The 16165-nt window shown below is 59.8% G+C and carries 18 protein-coding genes; 17 read left to right on the top strand and 1 reads right to left on the bottom strand.

Features of this window, described 5'->3' with window-relative positions; translation table 11 throughout:
- Positions 1–119: 119 nt before the first annotated feature.
- Complete coding sequence (locus tag QM685_RS06455) at positions 120–539, bottom strand: helix-turn-helix domain-containing protein (RefSeq protein ID WP_415113889.1); 420 nt, start codon at positions 537–539, stop codon at positions 120–122.
- A 287-nt stretch (positions 540–826) separates the two neighbouring features.
- Between QM685_RS06455 and QM685_RS06450 the strand changes: the two genes are divergently transcribed.
- The 17 genes from QM685_RS06450 (at position 827) to QM685_RS06370 (ending at position 16156) form a co-directional block, all read left to right on the top strand.
- Positions 827–1057, top strand: a complete 231-nt coding sequence (locus QM685_RS06450) for a hypothetical protein (RefSeq protein ID WP_415113887.1) — start codon at positions 827–829, stop codon at positions 1055–1057.
- Positions 1058–1206: 149 nt separating this feature from the next.
- A complete protein-coding gene (locus tag QM685_RS06445; RefSeq protein ID WP_415113885.1) occupies positions 1207–3171 on the top strand; it encodes a cobaltochelatase CobT-related protein in 1965 nt (654 codons plus the stop codon).
- 125 nt (positions 3172–3296) lie between these two features.
- Positions 3297–4484 carry an AAA family ATPase gene (locus QM685_RS06440; protein ID WP_415113883.1) on the top strand — a complete coding sequence of 396 codons (1188 nt, stop codon included), beginning with the start codon at positions 3297–3299 and terminating at the stop codon, positions 4482–4484.
- A gap of 13 nt (positions 4485–4497) precedes the next feature.
- Positions 4498–5145, top strand: a complete 648-nt coding sequence (locus QM685_RS06435) for a sigma factor (RefSeq protein ID WP_415113881.1) — start codon at positions 4498–4500, stop codon at positions 5143–5145.
- 10 nt (positions 5146–5155) lie between these two features.
- Positions 5156–5866 carry a hypothetical protein gene (locus tag QM685_RS06430; RefSeq protein ID WP_415113879.1) on the top strand — a complete coding sequence of 237 codons (711 nt, stop codon included), beginning with the start codon at positions 5156–5158 and terminating at the stop codon, positions 5864–5866.
- A 34-nt stretch (positions 5867–5900) separates the two neighbouring features.
- A complete protein-coding gene (locus QM685_RS06425; protein WP_415113877.1) occupies positions 5901–6233 on the top strand; it encodes a hypothetical protein in 333 nt (110 codons plus the stop codon).
- Between the two features lie 10 nt (positions 6234–6243).
- Positions 6244–9609, top strand: coding sequence for a DNA polymerase III subunit alpha (gene dnaE, locus QM685_RS06420; RefSeq protein WP_415113875.1), 3366 nt, complete (start codon positions 6244–6246; stop codon positions 9607–9609).
- Positions 9610–9695: 86 nt separating this feature from the next.
- On the top strand, positions 9696–10772 hold the full coding sequence (locus QM685_RS06415) for a hypothetical protein (RefSeq protein WP_415113873.1): 1077 nt from the start codon (positions 9696–9698) through the stop codon (positions 10770–10772).
- A gap of 154 nt (positions 10773–10926) precedes the next feature.
- Positions 10927–11748 carry a hypothetical protein gene (locus QM685_RS06410; RefSeq protein WP_415113871.1) on the top strand — a complete coding sequence of 274 codons (822 nt, stop codon included), beginning with the start codon at positions 10927–10929 and terminating at the stop codon, positions 11746–11748.
- 77 nt (positions 11749–11825) lie between these two features.
- Positions 11826–12728 carry a hypothetical protein gene (locus QM685_RS06405; protein ID WP_415113869.1) on the top strand — a complete coding sequence of 301 codons (903 nt, stop codon included), beginning with the start codon at positions 11826–11828 and terminating at the stop codon, positions 12726–12728.
- A gap of 82 nt (positions 12729–12810) precedes the next feature.
- Positions 12811–13836, top strand: coding sequence for a hypothetical protein (locus QM685_RS06400; protein WP_415113867.1), 1026 nt, complete (start codon positions 12811–12813; stop codon positions 13834–13836).
- Positions 13837–13893: 57 nt separating this feature from the next.
- Positions 13894–14244, top strand: coding sequence for a hypothetical protein (locus tag QM685_RS06395; RefSeq protein WP_415113865.1), 351 nt, complete (start codon positions 13894–13896; stop codon positions 14242–14244).
- Entirely contained in the window at positions 14241–14615 is a 375-nt protein-coding gene (locus QM685_RS06390; protein ID WP_415113863.1) for a hypothetical protein, read from the top strand. The genes QM685_RS06395 and QM685_RS06390 overlap by 4 nt, the downstream gene beginning before the upstream one ends.
- Positions 14612–14992 (top strand): hypothetical protein, encoded by a 381-nt coding sequence (locus QM685_RS06385; RefSeq protein ID WP_415113861.1) that lies wholly within the window; start codon positions 14612–14614, stop codon positions 14990–14992. The genes QM685_RS06390 and QM685_RS06385 overlap by 4 nt, the downstream gene beginning before the upstream one ends.
- Before the next feature lie 62 nt (positions 14993–15054).
- Positions 15055–15333: a hypothetical protein gene (locus QM685_RS06380; protein WP_415113859.1), complete on the top strand. Its 279-nt coding sequence runs from the start codon at positions 15055–15057 to the stop codon at positions 15331–15333.
- Complete coding sequence (locus QM685_RS06375; protein ID WP_415113856.1) at positions 15333–15695, top strand: hypothetical protein; 363 nt, start codon at positions 15333–15335, stop codon at positions 15693–15695. The genes QM685_RS06380 and QM685_RS06375 overlap by 1 nt, the downstream gene beginning before the upstream one ends.
- 59 nt (positions 15696–15754) lie before the next feature.
- Entirely contained in the window at positions 15755–16156 is a 402-nt protein-coding gene (locus QM685_RS06370) for a cell wall hydrolase (RefSeq protein WP_415113854.1), read from the top strand.
- Positions 16157–16165: the final 9 nt, after the last annotated feature.

Below are 16165 nucleotides of genomic sequence, written 5' to 3'. Positions count from 1 at the left end.
GCCTTACTTATTCTCAGCCAGAACCTGACAGGCAAGCTGAGAAAAGTAAGGGTTCTTGAGAAATAAGAAAGGCGCCCGTTTGGGCGCCTTAGCTGAAGATGAATGGTGCTGATGTGGTATCAGTTGACTGTGCCGGTGCGAAGTCCCGAAACAAACTTGCGAAATTCACGGCGCTCCTGCTCCGTTGCAATTACCGGATCCTCGGCACTCACGGCACGCAACTCCTCGATGAATTTGCGTTCGTTGTTGGTGAGCATCGGGGTGTTAGCCATCACTTCTTCAACCGCGGCCCACATGTCCGGGTAGTATTCGCGAAGGCACAACTTCATGAAGAACACCGGATCGATGTTCAGAGCGCGAGCCACTTTCCCCACGTGCTGGATCGGGAGCTTCGCGTGCCCATTCTGAACCATCGACAGCATGTTCGGTTTCATGATCCCGCCAATTTCCTTGCTCAGACTAGCCAGCGTTTTCTGATTGGCGGCGATCTGGTTCCCAAAGTATTCGGCCACGGTAAACGTTTGATCCTTCTTTGCCATTTTGAGCCTCTCTTAGAATTATTTTGCGGGACGTCCCGCGATCAGTGTTCGCGTCGATTATAGAGTCCACACAGTAAGCAGTGACTATCAGGGGCCGAGAGCCCAAAACTTGGGCAACAGTAAGCTCTGAGTTAGTCATTTGCCGCGATTCTAGCCTTTGAAAATCCCTTTGTGCAACAGTGGCTTACGTCGAGTCGCGCGGGAACTTCGCGTTTGACAGTCAAAGCTGACTATAATGTGTGCGCATTTCTAACGTAGTGTTCAGTGCAGTTCGACTTCTCGGAGATATGACGGTGACGGCAGCAAAACAACAACAGCAGCAAACGGTGGGTGTGGTGGCAGGTCTGATCGACTTTGACAGGTTCGAGGAAATCTTCCAGGGCGGAACCGCAGAGCCCTTGCTGGATATGGGTGAAGTTGGTGTTGCCCTGATTCGACATCCTGAGCGTGGCGTAGTCCTGGTGCTCAACACAGCTTCCGGCAAGTTCGGCATGATCACGGGGCTTGGGCCGCAGTAACTAAGCGGGTCGATCAGGGGCGACTACGGTCGCCTTTTTTTGTGTCCTGTGTGTGAGTCAGTTTTGACTGTTGCAATCCCTGACTGTGTTGTTTATCATCGCAGTCATTCAGTCAATTTTGACTTATCTTCTACAGCGAGGTGCTGAAAATGAATGAGCGAGTTTTTGTCCTCCGTGAGGCGGTCGTCAAGATCACGCAGATGCTCGCAGGCAAGGGCATCAAGGTGACGCAGCGCGGCATCAGCGCCTACGTGCAGCCCGGTCCGAACGGCGAGCCTGAACTCGTGAACCTGCCGTATCTTCCCGACAACGCCAGCGACGAGCTGTGCCATGCGATCCAGGGCTTTCTCGACCACGAAGTCGCACACATCCTGTTCACGGACTTCAAGGCGATGGGCAAGATCACTGATCAAGGCCTGCACAACATGGTCAACATCATCGAGGACACCCGCATTGAGCGAGAAATGGCGAAGCGCTTTGCTGGCTCGGGTCACAACATCGCCGTGACCGGCCAGTTCTTCATCGACAAATACGTTAAGCCGCAGATCAAGGAAGCCGCCCGCAAGGGCGACGCGAACGGTGTAAAGGCACTGGTGATGGTGCCGGTGCTGCGCGCAATGAGCGGACAGCAGGTATTCAAGGAGTTTCTGGGCAACAACCCGGACCTGGTCGCTGCGATCGCCGACGAACAGTCGAAGATCGAACACCTTGCATCCCGTATCGAAGGCTGCGCGACGACCACAGAGGCGATCGAAGTCGCAGCGGAAGTGCTGAAGGCGCTCGGTCGCGAGACGGGCGGCGAAGAAGGCGGCGGCACGTCGAAGGCTCCGCCAAAGCCGAAGGGCGGTAAGGGTTCTAAGGGCGGCAAGTCGATGGGTAAGCCGGGTGGCAAGCCAGAAGACGAGGAGGGCGAAGAAGCAGAAGACGGCAGTGGCAGCAGCGGCGGCAAGCCCGGCGACGAGGACGAAGAAGACGCTGGATCGGGCTCTGGCGAGGGAGAGGGCGAGGATGAAGAGGAAGACGAAGGCGAGAGCGAAACAGACGGCGAGAGCGAGGAAGAATCGGACGCTGAGAACGAGGACGAGGGTGCCGAAGATCCCGAACCGGTCGAGAACGACGGTCATAGCTCCGCCTTTCTCGATGCACTCGACAAGGAAACTGCCAACGGTTTCGACGAGACTATGTCCCAACTGATCACCGACAGTGCGACGGATGCCGCGAAGGGCGCCGAATATCTCGTCTTTTCGAAGGACTGGGACGTGATCGAGCCGCTTCATATCGGCCGGGATTTCAACCCGGCGATGACCAAGCGCCTCGCAGACGACGTCGACCACATGGTTGCGCCGTTGCAGAAAGACCTGGAGCGTGCCATCAGTGCGCGTTCGCTGGCGGTCTGGGAGAACGGCCGGCGCTCGGGACGCATTCATGCGGGCAACCTGTCGCGCCTCGCGGTCGGCGACTCCCGCGTGTTCCGCAAAAAGCACGAATCCACCAGCAAAGACGTCGCAGTGGAGCTCGTGATCGACATGTCCGGCTCGATGTCCGGCGAGAAGATCCATACCGCGGCGAAGGCGGGGTATGCCCTCGCGTCGGTGCTCGATCGCCTGAACATCAAGTCCGAGTGTATCTGCTTCACGACGGGCGAAGTGCCGGACTGGGGTGCGATCGAGAAGGATGCGAAGAAGCTCGGGCGAGAATTTACCCGAGTCGAGAGCCTTTATATGCCGATCCTGAAGTCCTTCAACGAGCGGATGCAGTCCACTGAAGTGCGCAACCGCTTCGCCTGGCTGCCACACTGCAGCACCTTGCGCAACAACGTGGACGGCGAGTGCGTCGAGATTGCGGCGCGGCGCCTTCTGGCACGACGTGAGGCGGGCAAGATCATGATCGTTCTCTCGGATGGCCAGCCGGCATTTCACGGTGGATACCACGAAGGCCGCAAGCATCTGAAGGAGACGGTCCAGAAGATCGAGGCGTCGGGTGTGCGTGTCGTTGGTATCGGCATTCAGTCGGACGCTACGCGCGGCTACTACCACCGCCACATGCAGATCAACAATGTGTCGGAGCTTCCGAGCCGCGTCATGAAGGAGCTGCGCGCGCTGCTCCTGGCGTAATCAAATTGCCATGTTAAAACAGTCAAAACTGACTGTTTTTCCCAAGTAGAAGTGTTTAATATTCGTATGTCGCAGCAACGTTGCTGCACTCAGCAATCACTATCATTATCGGAGAAGAAAAAGCCATGAGCGACGCCAAGATCAAGTGCGAAATTTGCGGTGCGCAAGTCCACGTCATGCAGAAGCACCTGAAGGACGATCACCCGGAGATTTCGGTCGACGAGTATCAGGCGAAGTTTCCCGCTGCACCGATGCTGTCGGATCTCGCCAAAGAACAGCTCGCCAAGCGTCGCGCTGCTACACCGGCAGCCGCCCCGGCACCAGCTCCGGTCGCAATGGCGGGTTCGGCACTCGCCACCGTGAGCGCGATCATGCCGGCCGGCACGCCGACGAAGGCGCCGTTCCACGAAGTGTTCGACCTGGGCAAAGTCCCGGCGGCGCTGTCGTCGAAGAAAGAGGCGATCCCGATCAGCGTGATCGCTACGCCCGCGCACCCTGACATGGTGCCCGCCGTCTCGGCGAACTACGTCTACGACGTGGACGAACTGAAGAACGTGATCCTCGCGCTCGAAATGTCCATTCCGTGCTACGTCTGGGGCCACAAGGGCTCAGGCAAGTCGGAGCTGTTCGAGCAGATTTGCGCCCGCACCGGTCGCGGCACGATCCGCGTCCAGCACACGGTCAACACTGAAGAAAGCCATATCGTCGGTCAGTGGACGGTGAAGGATGGTTCGACGCAGTTTGAACTCGGGCCGCTGCCGCTCGCAATGATGAATGGCTGGGTCTACGCGGCGGACGAATACGACTTCGCGCTGCCGTCGGTTCTCTCGGTGTATCAGGCCGTGCTCGAAGGCAAGCCTCTCGTCATCAAGGAAGCCGACGCGGCGAACCGGGTCATTAAGCCTCACCCGAATTTCCGCTTCGTTGCGACGGGCAACACGAACGGCTCGGGCGACGAAACGGGTCTTTACCAGGGCACGTCGCTCCAGAACAGCGCGAACTATGACCGGTTCGGCATGGTCGTCCACAAGAAATACATGGACAAGAAGTTCGAGAGCCTGATTCTCCAGAAGCGCGTGGGCCTGCACAAGGACGATGCGGACAAGCTGGTCGACTTCGCCTCGCTCGTTCGCGAGTCGTATGACGGCGCGAAGATCTCGGACGTGATCTCGCCCCGAACGCTGATCTATGCCGCACAGATTGGCGTGAAGCGCGGTTCGTGGCGCCAGGGCATCACGCTGTCGTTCATCAACAAACTCTCCAAGATCGATCGCGAAGTGGTCGACGGTCTCGCACAACGCATCTTCGGCTGATCGGGAGAGAGCCATGTATAGCGCCGACATCGTCGAGTGCTACCAGGGCAATCTGGGGTTCGCCCACACGGTAGCGCGCAAGTGCTATGGGCGTCTCCTGGAGATTGGCGCATCGGTCGAATACGACGACGTGTTCGCCGATGTGCGCGAGGCTTTCCTCGACGCCCATCGTAGCTTTGACCCGAGCCGCGGCTTCGCCTTCAACACGTATTTCGGCCGCTGCGCTTACAACCGCATCAACAAGAGCGCGAAGGCTCTCGAGGAGGAGCGCATCACGAACGGCGTGCGCAGCTTCGAGGAAATGTCGGGGGAGGACTTCGACGTCTCCGAGCGCATCGCAAGCGAGGCGATGACGCCAGAGGAAGTGCTGGAGCGCCGGCAGCAGGCCGAGCAGGTGCAGACGGTTGTCGCTGGGCTGAGCCCCATCGCGGCACTTATCGTGCAGTGGCTCGTGAGCCCGCCCGAAGCGTTGATGAAAGAGGCCGCGGCGCAGCAGGCGCACTGCGATTACAGCCGCAGCATTGGGATTCACACGCGCTGTATGGCGGGCGTGAATATCGGCTTTATCTGCAAGTTCATCCGTCTCGTCATGGCTGACGTAAGCCATAGCGAAATTGCCCGCGCCGCGCGTGAAGTGCGCCGCGTGATCGATACTCTCTGAAGGAATACCCATGCAGTTGTTTGAGAACGTCTCGGCGCCCGCCACAGCGCCCGCGTGCTTCGCTGCCGCGAGCGTGTTTAGCCACGATTCTGAAGTGTGCCGCCAGTGCGGTGCGTTCTCCGAGTGCGCGCCGGCGTCGGTAAAGACGCTCGAGGCGATCCAGTCCACGATCAACGTGAGCGACCTGCTGCGTCGCCATGAGGTCGCGCGCAAGCAGGCTTCGATCGCGCGCACCACGCCCGCTAAAACGCTCTCTGTGGCCGCTCAGATGGCAGCTCAGGAGGATGACGAGCTCGTGGCTGCCCGCCCCGCTACGCGCCCCACGATCCCCGCTACCGTCGAGCGCCGCACCAGGGTGGAGAAGGTTGAGTTCGCGATTGGTGCGAGTGACGCGGAAATTATCGCCTCGCTGCCCAAGAAAGCTGCTGAGCACGCCATGCGTTTCATTCGTCACGGTCTGATCGACGCGATGCGTCGGGAGCTACCGGCCGGCGTGAATCCGTTCGCTACGCGCGCGCCAGAATTCATGCGCGTTGTCTGCGATGCACTCATGAGCGGTGGCACGACGAGAAGCGCGCTGAAGCTGCGCCTGATGAATGCGCTGGAGTGGGGCGACACGACGGCCAGCTCGCACGTGAGCCAAATCTGGCCGCTTCTCACGCGCTTTCAGATCGCCGTTGAGAACGACGGTGTCCTGACACTGATCCCTGCGTCGGCTTGAAAGAATAGACACAACAGAACGAACGGGAGGCCGTATGAGTATGGCAGACGTTTTTGCTCCGGTGGAGGCGCGAAACCGGGCGATCGTGATGCACAACACGTGGGGCCACCTGGCTCCCGAGCCGCGCCGTATTTATCGCGGCGAGATCCTGTTCGCGCACGGGGAATTTGGCGATTTGGTCGTGCTGCGCTCGAAGTTTCGCGGCTTGCCGGATTCGCCCTGGTTCTACGAGCACCTGACCGACTTCGCTTCGGACAAGGCGTTCAAGCGTCGGCCAGGCGCGGTGCTGCGCTTCGAGGGCACTTACACGATGTTCAAGAACGGCAATGGGCGATTCTCCGGCAAGGTCCGGGACGTCCGCATTTGAAGGAGAAACGATGAATCTCGGACACGCGCTGGCCGTCAGATCGGACTTTTCGATCGGCCAGTCCCTCTTGCAGGTCGACCATATCGTCGACAAGGCGAAGGAGTTCGGCTACGAGTCTGTCGCTCTCGTTGACCAGATGAGCCTGCACGCGATGGTGGACTTCTCACAGCGCGCGAAGAAGGCCGGCATCAAGCCGATCGTCGGCTGTGCGGTGCGCGTGGTCGATGATCCAACCTACCGCAAGCCGAAAAAGGCGTCGGGCGAGAAGGAAAAGCCAAACCGCGGCTACACCCTGAAGGTTTATGCGAAGGACGACCGTGGCGTCGCTGGCCTGATCAAGCTGCTGTCGAAGGCGAATTCGCCCGACTACTTCTACTACGTGCCGCGCGTGGGCCTCGCCGACGTGCTGGAGCTCGAAGGAGTGGTCGTGACGACCGGCGACTTCTTCAACGTGTTTCATCACCCTGAAGCCGAAGCGCGCGTGGCGACACTAAGCGCAACGTTCGGCGAGGATTTCTTCGTGGAGCTCGTGCCCATAAACACGCCGCTGTTCGACACGCTCAACACGAAAGCGCTGGCGAACGCGCGCAAGCGCAATCTCCAGACGATCGTCACCTACCCGACGCTCTACCGGGAAAACGCCGACGCATCGAGCCTCGATGTGCTCGGCGCAGTGACGTCGAACACCAAGATGGATGTCACGTATCGCCCCATACAGCACGTGCGCGACTTCGGCTTTGCCGAGCCGAAGCATCTGGTCGATCGCATCAAAGGGGCAGCGGGCCGCGTCGCGCGCTTCTACGGCGTCCACGAGCCGCACCGCTGGCTCGAAGGGCTGAAGAACGTCGAGCAGATCGCCGCGCGCTGCACCTACGAGTTCAAGAAGCATCCCGTCTCGCTGCCGGAAATGTCCGACAACGAGTTTGTCACGCTCGGCAAGAAGTGCATCGAGGGCTGGAAGCGCCGCTTCACAACTCCGGTGCTCGGCTATCTGCCGCCCGCGACGCTGATCCCCGAATACAAGGCTCGCCTGCAATACGAGCTTGGCGTGCTGAAGAAGATGGGCTTCGCCGGCTACTTCCTGCTCGTCGAGGATCTGGTGATGTGGGCAAAGGCGAACGACATCATCGTCGGCCCAGGCCGCGGTTCGGTGGGCGGCTCGCTCGTCGCGTATCTGCTCGGCATCACGGACGTGGACCCGATCCGCTTCAATCTCCTGTTCGAGCGTTTCATCAACCCCGAACGTCTGGACCTGCCCGACGCCGACCTCGATTTCATGTCGAGCAAGCGCCATCTGGTCGTCGAATACCTGTCAGGCAAATACGGCGCCGACCGGGTCGCTGGTATCTCCAACTACTCGACGCTCGCTTCCGCATCCGCACTTCGTGACGCCGGCCGCGTGTGGGGTCTGTCGAATCTGGACCTGACGCCGACAAAGCTCGTGCCCAAAGAGCACGGCAATTCCTACACGCTTACGGACGCGGCGAAGGCTGTGCCCGAGCTGGAGAAGTTCCGCGACGAACACGCCGAACTGTGGGGCCATGCCCTGAAGCTCGAGGGCGCCATGCGCTCGTTCGGTCAGCACGCGGCCGGCATCGTCGTCGCTGGTGAGCCCCTGATCAACCGTGCTGTTGTGGAGACGCGCGGCGAGTCACCGGTGGTGAACTGGGACAAGCGCGTCGTCGAGGACTGGGGACTGGTCAAGATGGATATTCTGGGTCTGTCCACCCTCGACGTGCTGGAGATCGCGCGCAGCTACATCAAGGAGCGACACCACATCGACGTCGACTACCTGCAACTTCCCCTTGAGGAGCCAGACATCATGGCCGCCTTCGGCAAGGGCGACACGACGGGCGTCTTCCAGTTCGATTCGGGTGGCATGAAGGCGCTGCTGCGTAACCTCGCGATGGGTGGGCCGCTGACGTTCGAGGACGTGACGGCCGCGACCGCGCTCTACCGGCCGGGTCCGATGGATTCAGGTCTGATGGACGACTTCATCCAGATCAAGCAGGGCATGAAGTCGATCAGCTACGACCACCCGAACATGGAGGCTGCGCTGAAGGACACCTATGGCGTGATCGTATATCAGGAGCAGGTCATGCAGGTTGCGGTGGATCTGGCGGGCTTCACGCGCGCAGAAGCAGATCACCTGCGAAAAGCGATGGGTAAGAAAGACAAGGACAAGATGGCCGAGATGCGATCGAAGTGGGTCGACGGCTGCAAGTCCACGTCGGGCATGGATGAAATCCCCGCAGGCAGACTGTTCGACAAGATCGAGGCGTTCGCCGGCTACGGTTTCAACCGTTCGCACGCGGTCGAGTATTCGCTGATCTCCTACTGGTGCCTTTGGGTGCGTGTGCGCTACCCGGCGGAATACTTCGCCGCGTGCATGTCGATCGTCAAGGAAGAAAAGCTGCCGTCGCTCGTCGAGGAGGCGCGCGAGTTCGGCATCGAGATTCTGCCGCCTGACATCAACCTCTCGCGCGAGCGCTTCACGATCCCTGACGACAATCACCTGCTCGCGCCGTTCTCCGCAGTCAAGGGCATTTCCGAGAACACCGCGCTGCGCATTGTGGAGCTGCGTAAGGGGAACGGCGGTGTATTCAAGGACATGGATGACTTCCTGAATATCACGGAGGCGAAGGGCTCGAAGGTCAACAGCAAGGTTCGCGATGCTTTAGACAAGGTCGGCGCGCTCGTTCCGCTGCAAGCCGGCGCCAAGCCGCCGCGACACCCGGATCGCCGCCGCGACCAGACTGAACTCATGGGCGGCCTGATCATCGACACGATCAAGGCGGATCGCTCGACCGACCTGACGGAGAAGTTCCTGCGCGCGAAGGTGATCTCGCTTGTGCAGGAATACAAGGGCTGTGAGGGATGCGATCTCGCAGGACAGCCGCACCCGACCGTGCGGGCGAAGCACACCGTGAAGTTCATGGTGGTGTCCGACTGCCCGAGCTGGCAGGAGGAGAAGGCCGACAAGATGCTCGAGGGCGATGCGGCCGACTTTATCCGTGACGCGATCAAGGCAGCGGGCCTTAACCCGGCAGAGGGCTACTACACGTCGCTGGTCAAGGCGAAGAAGAACGACAAGTTCCTCTCGAACCCCCAGATCAACACGTGTAAGGGCTTCCTGCAGCGTGAGCTGGAACTGGTGAAGCCGCCAGTGATCGTCGCGCTGGGCTCGGCTTCGATCAAGCACTTCGTGCCCGGCATCAAGGGCGGCACGGCCGAACTCGCAGGCAAGGTGATATTTGACAAGACGCTGGACGCAAGCATCGTGTGCGGCATCAACGCACAGCAGATCCTCTTTGACCCGTCGAAGATGGGAATCCTGGCCGCGGTGTTTGAAAAAGTGGCTGATTGTTTGTCATAGCGGAGATAGTCAAAACTGACTACAAACCCTGTATCGCGTTGCTAGAATCGACGCGATAAAGAACAGTTCTTTTTGAGGAGCACAACATGGCAACGAATGAAACCCCGGTCCCGGACGACGAACTCGAATCACTGATGGCTGAACTGGAAGCGTCGACGGGCGTGACTGCCGCTCCGACGCCCAAAGCACCGCCCCCGCCAGCGCCGGTCGAGCCTGTCGCGTTGGTGTCCGATGACGAACTCGCGGGTTTGGAAGACTTGGACGCAAAGACAGACGAGCCGCTGCCGGTGAGTGAGCCGGCAGAGGGCGGTGCGGCGATCGTGATCGAGGCTGAAGACGGCTCGATGATGGTGCTGCCGGGCGACCCCGGTGCGGCTGCTGATGCGGGCGCAGCCAGCGTCGATGACGAACTCGCCGCGCTTGAAGCTGAGATTGCGGGCGGTGAAGTCGCACCGCCGGCAGTCACACCGTGGGAGACGCAGGTTCACGCACCGTCGGCACCGCACGTGGAGCCCGAGCCCGAACCGGAACCGGTGGCCGCGCCGGCAGCCGTAGCGCCGGCAGCCGTCGCCACCCCCACCGGTCGTCGCGAGGATGGCTTGATCGTCGCGCCGAAGAAGTCGATCGAGGAAGAGGAGGTGGAAGCTGCCGCGAAGGCGAAGAAGGCAGCCGCAGCTCTGGACTACTACATCGACGTGGACAAATTCAAAGCAGACATGCAGGTCACGGAAACGAACCTGGATGATTGCATGATGCAGCAGGCGAGTTTGCGTGCGTATTACGGCGCACGTGCGGCACGTGCTGAAGCTCAGGCTTCAAGCATCAAGGCACGCTTTGAAGTTCGCGAAGCCAAAATCTACGACGAGCACCGAAAGTCGCTGGTCGCGGCCGGCGAGAAGGTGACCGAGAAGGCAGTCGAGAACATGGTCAAGATGGACCCACGCTGGATCGCGGCAAAGATGCTGGTGATCGAGTCCGAGTCGATTGCCGCGGTGGCGAAGTCCTGTGTGGTCGCGCTGGCGGATCGCAAGGACATGGTCGTTCAGCTCGGCGCAGACCGTCGCGAGGAAACGAAGGGGCAGACGCGCATCATGGCGGCAGAAGCTGACCGTGAAGCGCTGCGCAATCGCGCAGCGAACGCGGCACGGGTAGCCAACGGGTAAAAGCGCATTCGTTTGGATAGTCAAAACTGACTATAATTATTTTCGCTGAAACGACGACGCGGTGTAGATCCACTCCCAGCACCGCGAACTCTAAAAGGCAACTCTCTAACGCTAAACGAACAAAGGAAAGCGAAAAATGGATACAAGCAAACTGATGAGCCTGATGAAGTCGAAGAAGGCAGCCCTCAAACCGAAAGAAAAGACGGTCAAGCCGCGTCCTGGCACGAACCGCATCGTAGTTCTGCCGGGTTGGCGCAAGGGCGAGGAACAGGTCTTCTTCCACGAGTGGGGTCAGCACTTCATCAAGAACGCAGCCGGCGAAATCCAGGCTGTGATCCCGTGTGCTGAAGCCACCTTCGGTAAGCCGTGCTCGGCATGCGAGTCGCTGAACAGGGCGATGCGCGTGACGGAGGACGACGAAACCGTTGAGCTTCTGAAGGGCGCCAAGTCGAAGCAGGGCTTTGTCCTGAACGCTCTGGACCTCGACGGTCCGACGAAGGACGATCCCGTCATCTACGAACTCGGCAAATCGGCGTTCACGCAACTGGTGGACACGATCGAGGAGTGGGGCGAAAAGATCTTCGACGCGGAAAAGCCGCAAATCATCGTCATCCAGCGCGACGGCAAGGGCCTGAACACGAAATACACCGTTCAGCCGTCGCCGAAGGGCTACGACCTGCCGGCTGGCACGCTGTCGAAACTTCACAACCTGGACGAATACGTCGCCCAGGAAAACGAAGAACAGACGCGTCGCGCCCTGTCGGCGATCAGCACGGTCGCAGGTCTGTTGCCGGCCCCGACAGCCAGTGCAGACAAGCCGAAGTCGCTCGATGCAGTGGGGCTCGACGGCGACGATGAACTGCGTGAAGTCGAAATGCGTGGTGCAGCGGTTGACGGCACCCCGTCGGGTGCATCGGTGTCGCTGAACGAGGAGCTTGACGACCTCCTGGGCGACCTCGAAGCAACCGGCACGTAAGCGAAGCCTTACCGGCCCGCACTTGGGCTGGCGCTCTCGGGTGCCAGCCCATTTTTCGTCCCCACGTGGAGAAGAACTTGAGCAACACCCTTTTGATCGATGGCAATAGCGTCGGGCACGCAGCGCACCGCGGCACCAAGCTGCGCTCGGGCGATCTGGAAACCCAGGCCGTCTTCGGGACAATCCGCTCGATCCGCAACGCAATCCGTCGCCGCCCGAACTACACGCCGATGACGCTGTGGGATGGCCGGGCTGAATGGCGCTTTGCACTGCACCCGCTTTACAAGTCCAACCGCGAGAACGACGCCAAGAAGGTTGCTGAGCGCGAGTCTTATACGAAGCAGCGTCCCTACATCGCTCGCGCGCTTGAGCACCTGGGCGTGCGCCAGGTCACGGCAATGACACACGAGGCTGACGACATGGCCGGCTACTTCGTCGCTGAACTGTCCAGGAACCCCGACAACAAGATCGAGTTGATGACCGGCGACGAGGACTGGGCACAACTGGTTCGCCGCAACGTGGAGTGGCAGGACCACCGCGACGACGACAAGCGCATCACTCTCGCGAACCTGATGGACATGACGGGCTTCCCGACACCATATGCCTTCCTCGAAGGCAAGTGTCTGGTTGGCGACACGTCCGACGTCATCAGCGGGACGGGCGGCCTCGGTGAAACGCGCGCGCCAGAGTTCATCGCTGAGTTCGGTTCAGTGCGCGAGTTCTGGCGACGCTGTGACAGCGGTGAATTCGTTCCCAAGTATAAGCATCACAAGAATCTCGCTTCCCCGGAGGGACGCAAGATTTTCGCCCGCAACCTGAAGCTTATGCAGCTCCTGAAGGTCGTGAAGCCAAAGAAGGAAGACATGCGCGTCGTGGTCGGCAAGTTCGACCAGGACAAGTTCGCCGAGCTATGCGAGGAGCTTGCCTTCTACTCGATCCTGCGCGACGTGCGCGCGTGGACGCTGCCCTTCAGGCAATAAGCGCGGCACCGTTTCAACCCCTTAGTCGTTCTGTTTTAATACACACATAAACAGTCAAAATTGACTATCAAGGAAATACATCATGAGCATTGCCGATCTGTGCGACGCCCTCGACAAGGCGATTGGAGAAAACGCTGGCAACCAGGCAGTCAGCCAGTTCATCGACACCGGCTTCCCCGAGCTGAACGAAGCGATTTCGGGGCGCTATGACGGCGGCCTGCCGTATGGCCGCATGGTTGAAATGTTCGGCCCGTCCTCGTCGGGTAAGACGGCGCTGGCAACCGACTGGATGACCGCGACCCAGCAGATGGGTGGCGTGGCCGGTTTCATGGACTGGGAGCGCTCCTTCAGCGTCGATCTGGCAACAGCCGGTTTCGGCCTGAACGACAAGCGTCCCTACTGGATCTACGGCAAGCCGCGCACGTGGGAAGAAGGCAACGTGCTCGCGGCGAAGGCGTGTCAGGCGATCCGTCAGAGCGGCGCGATCGACGACAAGGCGCCGATCCTGTTCGTGTTCGACTCGATCGCAGCGGCGCTGCCCAAGTCGCAGGCCGAAAAGGAGATCGACGAATACACCATGAACGACACGACGGCGCTCGCGCGCGTGACCTCGACCACATTGAAGGCGATGGCGCAGCACTGCGAGGACTACAACGCGACATTCCTGTATCTGAACCAGATACGAACCAAGCCGGGTGTGGTCTACGGTGATCCGCGCACGACGCCGGGCGGTGGCGCGATGGAGTTCTATTCGACCGCACGTATCGCGCTGGGCCGCCAAAAGATCATGGAAGCAGTGCCCGGCGGCAAGGAGTTCGTGGGTCAGAACATCACGGCGCAGGTCACGAAGTCCAAGCTCACCAAGCCGTTCAAGGAAGCCAACCTGCGCATGACGTTCGACGACGCGGGCGTCGCGCGCTTGGACAAGGTGTTCTCCACGATCGACTTCCTGAAGGAGAAGGGCACGCTGCCGTATAGCAAGCCGTATGTGACGTGGATCGACGGCAAGAAGTATCACGTGAAGGCGCTGGCTGAGCATATCCGTAACACGGGCACGCAGTCGGAACTGCTGAAGTTCCTGCCAACGCCCGCAGTTGCAGCCGCCTAACGGCTTTACCTGGCCCCCTTCTATGATTGATTCACGTTCAATCAGAAGGGGGTTCAGATGGGCACGCGAGTTATTGATTTCATCCCGCCGATCGTCGGCACAGAAGGTCAGTTCAACACGTTTCGCATTGGCGGCTTCTACGCCAAGCACCTGACGCAGGGTGAGGAAGTTTTCCTCATGGATTCGAAGGCCCGCGAGGTATTTGGCAAAGCAGTTGTCGAGAAGGTCGAAGTCGGCCGACTCGCGGAAATGTGTGCGCAGCACGCGGCGTCGAACCACACGGAGCTGGACATGCCGGATGGGAAGAACGCAGAGCGATTGATGGTGCTGTTGCAGAGGATTAATGGGCCGCACATTGCGACGCCCACGAAGAAAACGACCGTGATTTATCTACGGAGGCTCGAATGAGTGACGGCAATACCCTTGATGACAAGCTGAACTTTGGCAAATACAAGGGTCGGACGATCCGCGAGGTCATGAAGTCCGACCCCGGCTATCTGTGCTGGCTGCGGGACAACATCCTCAACGACAAGCGTCAGATCTTTCTGGCGAATGACGTCAACGCGGCGCTCGACGTGTGGCTTATAACCACTGAAGGCAAGAAGCGCTCGAAGGGCCAGTTCCGCAACTGGTCCTCGAACCCGCCTGACGTCGCGGCAATGAACCGCGAGGTCAAGATCCAGATCGAGAAGGCTGCGGCCGATACTGGCGTCGCTCTGCACCTTCAATCGCAGCAGCCCGCGTTCAATGGTTATGGCAACGAGTGGGGTGCATTTTGAAAGTGCAGGTCGACCCCAGCAAGCTCGCGAAAAAGCCTCGTCAGCACTACAACCTGGATATGGACAGCTTCATGCCCTTCGGAAAGCACAAGGGCGTGGACGTTCGTTACCTGCTGGAGAAGATGCCCAGCTATCTGTGCTGGGTGCTCGACCGGGAGGTCGACGACCATCCGAACCGGACGCATCAGATCCATTTCTCGCAGGAACTGATGACGGCGATCCTCGACAAGATCATCGACCTGCCGCAGCTTGAGCATTACCGCTACCTGCTTCCCGACGAATACACCGCGGAGAAGCGAGCCGAGAAGCGAGCACGTGAGGCAGAGCAGGCAGCACGCGCGGCGATCTACAACGAAGCAGGGTGGGGTGAATTTTGAGGAACGATTTTTCGCGCGAGCGCGCACGATGGGACAAGCTGACTGGACAGAGCAAGGCGAACATGAAGTCGCCGGATGATGGCTCCTACTGGCTCTGGGGCGACACCACTTCGCGACCGCAGGGCCAGAATGATCTGTCCATCATGCCTCATCAGTTCAGCCGGCGCGAGAAAGGCGCACCGAAGCGTCGGGAACTCGCAGCGAGTGGGAAGGCGGCCAAGCGCGCCCGCCGTCTCGAACGCGAGGAGCTGGCCCGTCAGGCGCTCGAGGTCGAGATTGCAGAGGTCGCGGAGGAGATGGTCAAGGCGGATCAATACGGCAGCAACTGGGGCGGCTTCTGATGGCAGCGTATCCGCATAAGGTTCGGGGGCGGCTATACGGTTTTTGGCACTACCTCGATAGCGGCCGGGCCTGCTACATCGCCTCACGCAAGTCCCGCGAGGTCTACCACAGGATGAACGCGTGGTGCATCGACGTGGCGACGCTTGAGGAATGCCGTGCCCGCGGAATCCGCTATATCGGCGTGAAAACGACTGGCAAGGCGTGGAAACTCTATCTCACCCTGGTCGACGATTTCTTCGATTCGCCCTATTCGTTTGCTCACTGGGGCGAGACGCGGCAAAGAGGGCTGCCGCTGATCCGTTTTCGGCATAATCCGGCTCGCACAGCTTCGGCAATCTCGTCGGCGATGAAGCTAAAATAACAGTCAAAACTGACTGATTAATGTAGAATAGCTATTGATGACGAATTGATGGAGATTTGATGCTATTAGCCAGCGCTTTTTTGTGCCTAGCCCTGAACGTTTTTCACGAAGCCCGCGGTGAGCCAATCGCCGGTCAGCTTGCAGTCGCAATGACGACCATGAATCGCGCAGAGGGCGACCAGAAAAGGGTCTGCGAAGTGGTGATGGCCCCAAAGCAGTTCTCGTGGACGAACACACTCGTGCAGCGCCAGAAGCACGGTTGGAAGATCACGAACCGGGCGCTGCCGCGAGACGAGGATGCGTGGCGTCTCGCGCGTGCGGTGGCGTATGTGACGCTCAAGGGCAAGGCAAAGGATTTCACGCAAGGTGCGACCTACTACCATGCAAAGTGGGTGCATCCGGTGTGGGACAAGGACATGACGCGGGTTTATGCAACGGGAAGCCACGTTTTTTTCAAATAGTTTAGATAG

Origin of the sequence: Paraburkholderia sp. (assembly GCF_047605525.1) — a bacterium.
Taxonomy (GTDB): domain Bacteria; phylum Pseudomonadota; class Gammaproteobacteria; order Burkholderiales; family Burkholderiaceae; genus Paraburkholderia.
The sequence above is the reverse complement of the archived record's forward strand: the minus strand, read 5'-3'. Positions and strand labels throughout refer to the sequence as shown.